This window comes from Peribacillus sp. YIM B13472 (assembly GCF_042788005.1).
In the GTDB taxonomy this organism is placed as follows: Bacteria; Bacillota; Bacilli; order Bacillales; family DSM-1321; genus Peribacillus; species Peribacillus simplex_E.
In genome coordinates, this window is record NZ_JBHZPG010000005.1 from 197,072 (window position 1) to 208,005 (window position 10,934).

General features: G+C 41.2%; 12 protein-coding genes and 1 pseudogene. All 13 read left to right on the forward strand.

Going from position 1 to position 10,934, the window contains the following annotated elements:
- Positions 1-39: 39 nt before the first annotated feature.
- Complete coding sequence (locus tag ACFX4I_RS06370) at positions 40-2,268, forward strand: S8 family serine peptidase (RefSeq protein WP_377419704.1); 2,229 nt, start codon at positions 40-42, stop codon at positions 2,266-2,268.
- Between the two features lie 286 nt (positions 2,269-2,554).
- On the forward strand, positions 2,555-2,923 hold the full coding sequence (locus ACFX4I_RS06375) for an ATP synthase subunit I (RefSeq protein ID WP_230304043.1): 369 nt from the start codon (positions 2,555-2,557) through the stop codon (positions 2,921-2,923).
- 22 nt (positions 2,924-2,945) lie between these two features.
- Entirely contained in the window at positions 2,946-3,662 is a 717-nt protein-coding gene (atpB, locus tag ACFX4I_RS06380; RefSeq protein WP_076368353.1) for a F0F1 ATP synthase subunit A, read from the forward strand.
- Positions 3,663-3,734: 72 nt separating this feature from the next.
- Positions 3,735-3,959: a F0F1 ATP synthase subunit C gene (gene atpE, locus ACFX4I_RS06385; protein WP_034315818.1), complete on the forward strand. Its 225-nt coding sequence runs from the start codon at positions 3,735-3,737 to the stop codon at positions 3,957-3,959.
- Between the two features lie 150 nt (positions 3,960-4,109).
- Positions 4,110-4,628, forward strand: a complete 519-nt coding sequence (atpF, locus tag ACFX4I_RS06390; RefSeq protein WP_230304042.1) for a F0F1 ATP synthase subunit B — start codon at positions 4,110-4,112, stop codon at positions 4,626-4,628.
- Entirely contained in the window at positions 4,625-5,161 is a 537-nt protein-coding gene (locus ACFX4I_RS06395; protein ID WP_377419707.1) for a F0F1 ATP synthase subunit delta, read from the forward strand. The genes atpF and ACFX4I_RS06395 overlap by 4 nt, the downstream gene beginning before the upstream one ends.
- A 24-nt stretch (positions 5,162-5,185) precedes the next feature.
- Entirely contained in the window at positions 5,186-6,694 is a 1,509-nt protein-coding gene (gene atpA, locus ACFX4I_RS06400; protein ID WP_034315812.1) for a F0F1 ATP synthase subunit alpha, read from the forward strand.
- A 37-nt stretch (positions 6,695-6,731) separates the two neighbouring features.
- Complete coding sequence (locus ACFX4I_RS06405) at positions 6,732-7,592, forward strand: F0F1 ATP synthase subunit gamma (protein ID WP_230304040.1); 861 nt, start codon at positions 6,732-6,734, stop codon at positions 7,590-7,592.
- An 88-nt stretch (positions 7,593-7,680) separates the two neighbouring features.
- On the forward strand, positions 7,681-9,078 hold the full coding sequence (atpD, locus tag ACFX4I_RS06410; protein ID WP_230304039.1) for a F0F1 ATP synthase subunit beta: 1,398 nt from the start codon (positions 7,681-7,683) through the stop codon (positions 9,076-9,078).
- A 25-nt stretch (positions 9,079-9,103) separates the two neighbouring features.
- A complete protein-coding gene (locus tag ACFX4I_RS06415; protein ID WP_034315803.1) occupies positions 9,104-9,505 on the forward strand; it encodes a F0F1 ATP synthase subunit epsilon in 402 nt (133 codons plus the stop codon).
- Positions 9,506-9,845: 340 nt separating this feature from the next.
- Positions 9,846-10,220: an NADH-quinone oxidoreductase subunit A gene (locus ACFX4I_RS06420; protein ID WP_076368347.1), complete on the forward strand. Its 375-nt coding sequence runs from the start codon at positions 9,846-9,848 to the stop codon at positions 10,218-10,220.
- 26 nt (positions 10,221-10,246) lie between these two features.
- The gene (locus ACFX4I_RS06425) at positions 10,247-10,723 is read left to right on the forward strand and encodes a NuoB/complex I 20 kDa subunit family protein (protein ID WP_170946902.1); all 477 of its coding nucleotides are present in this window, start codon (positions 10,247-10,249) and stop codon (positions 10,721-10,723) included.
- Positions 10,724-10,934: pseudogene (locus ACFX4I_RS06430) on the forward strand (NADH-quinone oxidoreductase subunit C); the annotation flags it as partial.

Consider the following 10,934-nt stretch of genomic DNA (forward strand, 5'->3'; position numbering starts at 1 on the left):
CAAGGTTGTTGAGAAAAGATAACTGCTAAGGGGATGATTATGTTGGGAAAGAAAACGTTCATAGTGTTTGTTTTCCTTTTTATATTTATTTATCAAAATGAAAAGGGATTGGCATCCGTCATTCTGCCGCCTTTACCAAAACTATCAGAATCTAAAAAAGTAACGGTTGTTGTCACGATGGATAAGGTGTTTCAACGAAAAAAAATCGAAAAACTGCTTGAAAAATATCCATCTCTTCAATTACGGAATGTTTATTCAGTTGCCCTGAATGGATTTTCCGTTCATGGGAAAATGAATGAGATAGAACAACTTAAAAAGGAGGATGAAATTCAGGCTGTAACGGAAGTATCCGTTTATCAAGCAGTGTTGGATAAAAGTGTCCCATACATAGGAGGAGGCAGGGTCAGGGGTTTCTTTGATAAGGAGAATCACCGGATCACCGGGAAAGGGGTAAAAGTAGGAATAATAGATACTGGCATCGATTATACACATCCAGATTTGCAACGTGCTTATAAAGGAGGGAAGGATCTGGTTGATGGTGATGAAGATCCGATGGAAACCAAAAATCAAGGCGACCTGGATACATTACATGGGACTCATGTGGCAGGCATCATTGCAGCCAATGGAAAAATGAAAGGCGTCGCGCCAGAAGCGGAGATATATGCATATCGAGCTTTGGGACCAGGTGGTGCAGGAGATACAGACCAAGTCTTGATGGCTATTGAGTCAGCCATGAAGGATAAGGTGGATGTATTGAACCTCTCTCTTGGCAATAACGTCAATGGCCCTGATTTACCTATCTCCCTTGCGTTGAATAAGGCTGTGGAAAGCGGCATCGTTGCCGTGACATCAAACGGGAATTCCGGTCCGGCTGTATGGACCGTAGGCTCACCCGGAACAGCGGAAAAAGCGATTTCCGTTGGGGCATCGACCCCTCCCTTAAGGGTTCCGTATATGATTTACGGACTTGGATCGAAAAAGCATCAATCGCATTTAACAGTGTTTCAAGGCTCTAAAAAATGGAACCTGACGTTTTCCGAGGATGTCATATATGGGGGTCTGGGTAATGAAAAGGCCCTGAAACATGTTCGGGATAAGATTGTGTTGATGGAACGTGGCACACTTACCTTCCAGCAGAAAGTATCCAATGCAGAGAAGGCAGGTGCAAAGGGGGTAATTGTTTATAATAATACGAGCGGGACCTTTACTGGAAGCTTGGAAAAAGAAATGAACATCCCAGCTGCTTCTATTAATAGAAGAGATGGATTGCAGCTAAAGCAAATCATGGAGCAAGGGCAGAGCAAAACCGTCCAATTTGTTTATAAGAACGAGCAGGATAAGCTCGCAGATTTTAGCTCCAGGGGACCGGTAACCGTATCATGGGGAATAAAGCCTGACGTATTGGCACCGGGAGTGGAAATTGAAAGTACCATTCCAAAAGGATATATGTCCCTGGATGGAACGAGTATGTCCGCACCGCATGTTGCAGGAGCATGCGCCTTAATCCTGCAAAGACACCCCGAATGGACTCCGGATCAAGTGAAATCTGCATTGATGAGCACTTCCAAGCCATTGAGGAAATCTGCAAATCAATTGTATCACACATATGAACAGGGGGCTGGACGCATCCAGGTCGACGAAGCATTAAAAGCCGACACGCTCTTGAGTCCAAGCTCATTGTCCTTTGGGATGTATACAAAAAAAGAAGGAATTGAAGAGCATCATGAAACGATAGTCATAGAAAATATCGGAACGGAAATGAGGAAGTACTCCTTCATGGTCCCATTGAAAGAGACGGGACTTACTTGGGAATTGCCGAAATCCCTTACTTTGAATCCGAAGGAAAAGAAACGGGTAAAAGTGGGGCTGCAGGTCAACCCAGCCAAGCTTAAAAAAGGAGTCTTTGATGGATACCTCATTATAATGGAAGGAACCAAAAGAATATCCCTTCCTTATTTATATGTAAAAGAAGAGCCTGATTACCCAAGGATAATGGGATTTGATTTTGGCCAAGGGGACCAGAAAGGCACATATCGATACGAAATGTACCTTCCGCGTGGGGCTGAAGAATTCGGTATTGCCCTTTATGAGGAAGATAGCTTGAAATTCGCTGGATATTTGGATTGGTCCAGATCGGCACCTTCCGGTTTGGTCAAAAAAGATGTATTGAAAAAGAACTTGCCGCCTAAAGGAGTGTATAAAGCAATAATCTTTGCGAGAAAGGGTGGAAGGGAAGATCGGATAGAAAAGACGTTACTTATTGAGTGAATAGAGGACAATAAGTAAAATAAAATGGATGTCAATAGTATAAAAAAGATAATTTGTGAACAATTCGTTAATAATTACAAACCTGTGACAAATTTCACTAACCACTCATTGACAATGATTCTTGCCTATTGTATGCTAACTAAGGATGTAAAATGAGAGGGGTTTCATACGTCAATAACGTGTTAAATAGAAGCTAGTTTTTGACCTTCTATTTGGACTTGTTACGGGCAAATTCCCTTAGCTAAACACAGATTCTACAATATTTCTAGGGAGATTACATGACAAAATGCTAGAATTGGAAAAAATGTTCAATAGGCAGCTAAAATACATGTTGTATTTAATGGGTATTTATGTACTCGGGGTGGGCTTCACTTCACATGATTCAGTCTTCCAAGGATTATTGCTTGGAACTGCCTTCAGCCTATTTATATTCTGGTCAATGGTCAAAAAGAACAAAAAGTTCGCCCAAGAGGTTGCCGAAGGTAAGAAAACGCGCTCCCTTGGTAGTTTAACTAGAATGTCTGTAGCGGGTTTAGCTGCAATTATTGCATTGAGATATCCTGACGAGTTTCAAGTGGTCTGCGTGGTAGTGGGATTAATGACAGTTTACATTGTCATTATGATAGATTATTTTATGCAAAACATACGTAGGTAGTAAAGAAGAGAGGTGAATACTGTTGAATCATGAAGCTCCTATGTGGGAATTTATGGATACTGGAATACATTTCAACTTGGCTAATGTTCTTATGATGACTATCGCAAGTCTCATTGTCTTCATTATTGCTGTAGCAGCAACTCGAAAACTTGCGATGAAGCCAACAGGAATCCAAAACTTTATCGAATGGGTTATGGATTTTGTGAAAAACATCATCAACAGCAATATGGATTGGCGTACGGGTGGTCAGTTCCTTATGTTGGGAATGACATTAATATTGTACGTATTTGTTTCAAACATGTTAGGATTGCCGTTCTCGATTGTAATAGGACATGAACTTTGGTGGAAATCACCTACATCAGATCCAGCAATAACTTTAACCTTGGCAGTTATGGTAATGGGTTTAACTCATTATTATGGTATCAAGATGAGAGGCATGAAAAATTATGCCAAAACTTATGTCCAACCAATGGGTTTCTTGTTTCCGTTAAAGATCATTGAGGAGTTCGCTAATACGTTAACTCTAGGATTGCGGCTTTACGGGAATATTTATGCGGGTGAGTTACTATTAACTTTACTTGCTGGACTAGGCACAAGTGGTGTTGTGGGTGCAGCCACTGCTGCATTACCGATGTTAGCTTGGGAAGGATTTAGTATCTTTGTCGGCTCCATTCAAGCTTTTATCTTTACTATGTTAACGATGGTTTATCTTTCCCATAAAGTAAGTGACGACCATTAATTATAAATATTGTTCATATTGAACATTATATTGATGAAAAAATAAAACAACATTTCAAGGAGGAAATTTATCATGACAGGTTCTTTAGGTCTTATAGCTGCTGCTATCGCAGTTGGATTAGGTGCACTAGGTGCGGGTATTGGTAATGGTCTTATCGTTGGGCGTACAATTGAAGGAATGGCTCGTCAGCCAGAAGCTCGTGGTATGCTTCAAACTACAATGTTCGTTGGTATTGCGTTAGTTGAGGCACTTCCAATCATCGCTGTAGTTATCGCGTTTATTGTAATGGGTAAATAAGATAACTTGAAAAAGTTCAATAATGGCGAAGATGATCCAAGGAGACCCTTCGCCATTGCTCTGTGTTAAAGTGAACATTTATGACAGTGATACTGTCAATCGAAAATACAGAACTTCAATAGTGAATCTCATGAAGGGAGTGAACCGAGCGTGTTAACAAGCAATTTTGTTCTTGGTCAAGCAGTCCACTTTAATGGTGGGGATATCATATACCAGCTTGTAATCTTTATTATTTTGTTAGCGTTGCTTAAGAAGTTTGCATGGGGTCCGCTAATGGGCATCATGAAAGAACGTGAAGAGCATGTTGCAAATGAAATTGAAGCAGCTGAAGTTAGTAGACAAGAAGCACTGAAATATTTAGAAGAACAGCGTGAAATCGTAAAACAATCTCGCACTGAAGCGGGACAACTTATAGAGAATGCTAAGCAACAAGGCGAAGCACAACGCGAAGATATTATTAATCAAGCGCGTGCAGAGGCTGAACGTGTTAAAGAATCAGCAAAACGTGAAATCGTTCAAGAGAGAGAAAAAGCAGTTGCCGCCTTACGCGAGCAAGTAGCTTCATTATCTGTTATGATCGCCTCTAAGGTGATTGAGAAAGAACTTTCATCAGCTGATCAAGAAAAACTAATCAATGAATATATTCAAGAGGCAGGAGAAGGTAAATGAGCGATATAACTGTGGCAGGACGTTATGCTGTAGCTCTTTTCCAAATTGCGAAAGAGCAAAATCTCATTAACCAACTTGAAGAAGAGCTTCGCATAGTGAATGAAGTTTTCACAAATGATAAAGAGCTATTAAACTTCTTGGCTCATCCTAAAATGACTAGCGATGCAAAAAATACATTGCTTGCAAATGCATTTGCAAGTCTTTCGTCTTCCGTTCAAAATACTGTAATGTTAATGGTGGAGCGTCATCGTACAGATGAAGTGACTGCTATGGCACAAGAGTTCATTGAACTTGCGAATGAAGAAAATTCAGTTGCGGACGCGACTGTTTATACAGTTAATCCTTTAACTGAAGCTGAAGCGGAAGCTGTGTCTTCAGCTTTTGCTGCAAAAATCGGCAAACGTAATTTGCGTATCACTAATGTTACGGATAGCAGTATTCTTGGCGGCATCAAACTTCAAATCGGTAACCGTATTTATGACGGAACGATAAGCGGGAAGCTTGATCGCCTTAGCAAACAACTATTAGGTTAATATTCACAGATAGGGGTGAAATTCATGAGCATCAAAGCTGAAGAAATCAGTGCGCTGATTAAAAAGCAGATTGAAAACTATCAGTCGGAAATTAAAGTAAGCGATGTAGGTACAGTAATCACTGTTGGTGATGGTATCGCTCGCGTTCATGGTTTAGATAATGCAATGGCTGGGGAGCTCTTAGAATTTTCTAATGGTTCAATGGGATTGGCACAAAACCTTGAGCAAAATAACGTAGGTGTTGTTATTCTTGGACCATTCAGAGACATTCAAGAAGGCAGTGAAGTACGCCGTACTGGCCGTATCATGGAAGTGCCAGTTGGAGAAGAATTAATCGGACGTGTCGTGAATCCGCTAGGACAGCCATTAGATGGTCTTGGTCCAATCGCTACAACAAAAACTCGTCCAATCGAAAGCCCTGCTACAGGTGTTATGGACCGTAAATCTGTTCATGAGCCATTACAAACAGGGATTAAAGCAATCGATGCTCTAGTACCAATCGGACGCGGACAACGTGAGTTAATCATTGGTGACCGTCAAACTGGTAAAACATCAGTTGCGATCGATACAATCCTTAACCAAGCTGACCAAGACATGATCTGTATTTATGTTGCTATTGGTCAAAAAGAATCAACAGTTCGTGGAACAGTTGAGACACTACGTAAAAATGGTGCACTGGATTACACAATTGTTGTATCTGCATCAGCTTCTCAACCAGCACCACTTTTATACCTAGCTCCATATGCTGGTGTGACTATGGGTGAAGAGTTCATGTTCGCTGGCAAGCACGTTTTAGTGGTATATGATGATCTTTCTAAACAAGCATCAGCATACCGTGAACTTTCCTTGCTTCTTCGCCGTCCTCCAGGTCGTGAAGCATTCCCTGGGGATGTATTCTACTTGCACTCCCGCTTACTTGAGCGTGCAGCTAAATTGAATGACACTTTAGGTGCCGGTTCAATCACTGCGCTTCCATTTGTTGAAACACAAGCAGGCGATATCTCTGCTTACATTCCAACAAATGTTATTTCCATCACAGATGGACAAATCTTCTTACAATCCGATTTGTTCTTCTCAGGTGTACGTCCTGCGATTAACGCTGGTCTTTCCGTATCCCGTGTTGGTGGATCTGCACAAATTAAAGCGATGAAAAAAGTTGCTGGTACATTACGTCTAGACTTAGCTTCTTATCGTGAATTGGAAGCATTCTCCCAATTCGGTTCTGATCTTGATGCTGCTACACAAGCAAAACTTAACCGTGGTGCTCGTACAGTTGAAGTTCTTAAGCAAGATCTAAATAAACCAATTAAAGTTGAAAAACAAGTCATGATTTTCTATGCATTGACTAAAGGTCATCTAGATGATATTCCAGTATCGGATATCCTTCGTTTTGAAGAAGAATACTATGTGTTCCTAGATCGTTCTCATCCAGAATTATTAGATCACATTCGCACAACTAAAGGTCTTCCTGAAGACGCTGCTATCGTTGCTGCAATTAACGAGTTCAAAAAGAACTTCGTTATTTCTGAATAATAAGGTCTAACTAATTTATAAAGGGTGGTGAGAATGAATGGCCTCTTTACGCGATATTAAGTCTCGGATTACTTCAACGAAAAAGACGAGTCAAATTACAAAAGCGATGCAGATGGTATCTGCTTCTAAAATGAACCGTGCTGAAGCTAATGCTAAAGCATATGTTCCATATATGGAAAAAATTCAAGAAGTAGTATCAAGTATTGCGAACGGAAGTACGGGTGCATCTCATCCAATGCTTGTCTCACGTCCAGTGAAGAAAACCGGTTACCTGGTAATCACATCGGACCGCGGATTGGCAGGTGCATACAACAGTAGCATCCTTCGCCACGTTCATAAAACTATTCTTGAACGCCATAAATCCAATGATGAGTTCGTCATTATCGCAATCGGAAGGGTTGGCCGTGATTTCTTTGTCAGCCGTAATATGCACGTAGAGCTTGAAGTAACTGGGGTTCCCGATCAGCCGTCTTTCGCTGACATTAGCTCCCTTGCTAAATCAACAGTGAATTTGTATCTAAATGAACTGTGTGATGAGCTTTATATGTACTATAACCATTATGTCAGCCCAATCCAGCAGGAAGTAACGGAAACGCAAGTCCTTCCTTTAGCTGACTTTAATACTTCCAATGCAGCATTGACTTCTTATGAATTTGAACCGAATGCAGAAGAAATTCTTGAGGTATTACTACCTCAGTACGCAGAAAGTTTAATTTATGGTGCTTTGTTAGATGGTAAAGCAAGTGAGCACTCTGCACGTATGACTGCAATGAAAAATGCAACCGATAATGCGAAAGAATTGATCGACTCGCTTTCATTGCAATATAACCGTGCACGTCAGGCCGCAATTACTCAAGAAATCACGGAAATTGTCGGCGGTGCAGCAGCTTTAGAATAAAATCATTAAAGGGGACGGTCGGCCCGAACGAAGCTTGGCCGTTCCATAATCTCGATAGTCGTTATAAGCAACGTTAGGAGGGAAAACGATGAATATAGGACGCGTTACTCAAGTTATGGGTCCGGTTGTTGACGTGAAATTCGAAGACGGACAACTTCCTAAGATCTATAACGCGTTAAGAATCGAAAATACAGCGTCTGGTACAGGACTAACTCTTGAAGTAGCCCTTCAACTAGGTGATAATACAGTTCGTACTGTAGCAATGTCTTCCACTGATGGTTTAACTCGTGGTGCAGAGACTGTTGATACAGGAGCTCCAATTTCCGTTCCTGTAGGTGAAGTTACTCTAGGCCGTGTTTTCAACGTATTAGGGGAAAACATTGACCTATTTGAACCACTTACAGCAGAGGTGCGTCGTGATCCAATTCACAGACAAGCACCAACTTTTGAGGACTTATCAACAACAGTTGAAATTCTTGAAACTGGTATTAAAGTAGTAGATTTACTTGCACCTTACATCAAAGGTGGTAAAATCGGTCTCTTCGGTGGTGCTGGTGTTGGTAAAACTGTACTTATCCAAGAACTTATTAATAACATCGCACAAGAGCACGGCGGTATCTCTGTATTCGCTGGTGTAGGTGAGCGTACTCGTGAAGGAAATGACCTTTTCTACGAGATGACTGATTCTGGTGTTATTAAGAAAACAGCGATGGTATTCGGACAAATGAACGAGCCACCAGGTGCACGTATGCGTGTAGCTCTAAGTGGTTTGACAATGGCTGAATATTTCCGTGACGAACAAGGACAAGACGTTCTTTTCTTCATCGATAACATCTTCCGTTTCACTCAAGCAGGTTCTGAGGTTTCTGCCCTTCTAGGCCGTATGCCTTCAGCGGTAGGTTACCAACCAACTCTTGCTACAGAAATGGGTCAATTACAAGAACGTATCACTTCAACTAATAAAGGTTCTGTTACATCTATTCAAGCGATCTATGTACCTGCCGATGACTATACGGATCCGGCTCCAGCTACAACTTTCGCTCACTTGGATGCAACAACTAACCTTGAGCGTAAGCTTTCTGAAATGGGTATCTACCCAGCAGTTGATCCATTGGCTTCTTCTTCTCGTGCTCTTAGCCCAGAAATCGTTGGAGCTGAGCACTATAATGTAGCCCGCCAAGTTCAATCAACTTTACAGAAATATAAAGAACTTCAAGATATTATTGCGATCTTGGGTATGGACGAGTTAAGCGAAAACGAAAAAGTAATCGTTGGCCGTGCTCGTAGAATTCAAAACTTCTTGTCACAAAACTTCCACGTGGCTGAACAATTTACTGGTCAAAAAGGATCTTATGTACCAGTTAAAGAAACAGTCCAAGGATTCAAAGATATCCTAGCTGGAAAATATGACGAACTTCCTGAAGATGCTTTCCGTCTAGTTGGCCGCATCGAAGAAGTTGTTGCTAAAGCAAAAGAAATGGCTTAATTAAAGGGACCTAGGAGGGAATGAAATGAAGACCATTAAAGTCAATGTTGTTACTCCCGATGGCCCAGTATATGATGCAGAAGTTGAAATGGTAAGCACTAAAGCTAAAAGCGGTGAGCTGGGAATCATGGCTGGACACGTTCCAACTGTAGCCCCGCTTACCATTGGTGCTGTCCGTCTTAAAAATGGAAGCAACACAGACTATGTAGCTGTAAATGGTGGCTTCTTGGAAGTTCGCCCTGATGTGGTAACCATTTTGGCTCAATCTGCTGAAAGAGCTGAAACTATCGATCTTGCACGTGCTCAAGCAGCAAAAGCCCGTGCGGAACAAAGATTGCAGAACAATGATGGATCAAATGATGCGAAAAGAGCTGATTTAGCGCTTAAACGTGCCATCAACCGAATCCAAATTGCAGAAATGCGATAACTTTAATTTATGAAAACACCTGATCAAACCATTCGTGGTAAGATCAGGTGTTTTTTTATCCAGAAGGTTTTTGAGGATTATTGACATTGAATATCGGAATTAGGAAAAAAAGGTCGAATTATAGAGTAAAGTATCTTCAATTTTAAACCTTAACTCGTCGACATGATTTTATCCTAATGTTATAATGTATACGCTTACATTTATTGCTTCATACTCCTCCTTTCACGTTGCTTCTAAAAGAATGTTACCCTGCATAATATTTAAAACGGTATCCAAAAAGAAGACAAGCAAATTTTAATTGTACCCATTTAACATGATTTATCCATAAAGGGAGATGAACATGGGACAGCTGCATATTTACCAAAATAATTATTTAATTGTATTTGTTTTCCTTTGTCTCGGCATTTTATTACCTGTGATCGCTTTATTTCTTGGTAGACTGCTAAGGCCTTATAAACCGACAGATATGAAATATACGACTTATGAAAGTGGAATCGAGCCTTTTCAGGATTCAAGGGTTCAATTCAATGTCAGGTATTATCTATTCGGATTGATGTTCGTCATATTTGATGTAGAAACGGTTTTTCTTTACCCATGGGCGGTTGCCTATGATGAACTCGGGCTGTTTGCATTGATTGAAATGCTGTTTTTTGTCCTGATCCTAATGCTAGGGCTAATCTACGCTTGGAAAAAGAAGGTGTTAAAGTGGAATTGAAGTTGGATGAACTTACCCCTAAAGAAATGGAAGAAATGCGCCATAGCATTTTTTTATCCACACTTGAGCAAATAAAAGGCTGGGCTAGAAGTAACTCACTCTGGCCAATGACTTTTGGTTTGGCATGTTGTGCAATTGAAATGATGGGTGTCGGTTCCTCTCATTATGATTTGGACCGATTTGGTTCATTTTTTCGGACATCACCCAGACAATCGGATGTCATGATTGTTTCAGGAACGGTAACGAAAAAAATGGCTCCAATAATAAGTAGATTATACGAACAAATGCCAGAACCGAAATGGGTTATTGCAATGGGATCCTGTGCAACTGCTGGTGGGCCTTATGTTCACTCTTACTCAGTGGTCAAGGGGGTAGATCAAATTGTACCTGTCGATGTATATATACCGGGTTGTCCCCCAAACCCAGCTGCACTTATTTATGGGATCAATAAATTAAAAGAAAAAATCCGTTACGAGGCGAAAACCGGAAAGCGGGTGATATAGATGAGTGAAAAGGAGGACTTAGCGAAACAAAAAGCGGAGGCCGCAGCCAAGGCGAAGGCAGCGGCATTAGCCCGAAAACAGGCGAAAGAAGAAGCGGCGGAAAAGCCGGAAGGCGAAATGGATATAGCGAAACGAAAAGCGGAGGCCGCAGCCAAGGCGAAGGCAGCGGCATTAGCCCGAAAACAGGCGAAAGAAGAAGCGGCGGAAAAGC

Excerpts from the sequence above, each read along its gene's own strand:
- ACFX4I_RS06370 (WP_377419704.1), top strand. The coding sequence starts at position 40 with ATGTTGGGAAAGAAAACGTTCATAGTGTTTGTTTTCCTTTTTATATTT.
- ACFX4I_RS06375 (WP_230304043.1), top strand. The coding sequence starts at position 2,555 with ATGCTAGAATTGGAAAAAATGTTCAATAGGCAGCTAAAATACATGTTG.
- atpE (WP_034315818.1), top strand. The coding sequence starts at position 3,735 with ATGACAGGTTCTTTAGGTCTTATAGCTGCTGCTATCGCAGTTGGATTA.
- ACFX4I_RS06395 (WP_377419707.1), top strand. The coding sequence starts at position 4,625 with ATGAGCGATATAACTGTGGCAGGACGTTATGCTGTAGCTCTTTTCCAA.
- atpA (WP_034315812.1), top strand. The coding sequence starts at position 5,186 with ATGAGCATCAAAGCTGAAGAAATCAGTGCGCTGATTAAAAAGCAGATT.
- ACFX4I_RS06405 (WP_230304040.1), top strand. The coding sequence starts at position 6,732 with ATGGCCTCTTTACGCGATATTAAGTCTCGGATTACTTCAACGAAAAAG.
- atpD (WP_230304039.1), top strand. The coding sequence starts at position 7,681 with ATGAATATAGGACGCGTTACTCAAGTTATGGGTCCGGTTGTTGACGTG.
- ACFX4I_RS06415 (WP_034315803.1), top strand. The coding sequence starts at position 9,104 with ATGAAGACCATTAAAGTCAATGTTGTTACTCCCGATGGCCCAGTATAT.
- ACFX4I_RS06420 (WP_076368347.1), top strand. The coding sequence starts at position 9,846 with ATGGGACAGCTGCATATTTACCAAAATAATTATTTAATTGTATTTGTT.
- ACFX4I_RS06425 (WP_170946902.1), top strand. The coding sequence starts at position 10,247 with ATGGAAGAAATGCGCCATAGCATTTTTTTATCCACACTTGAGCAAATA.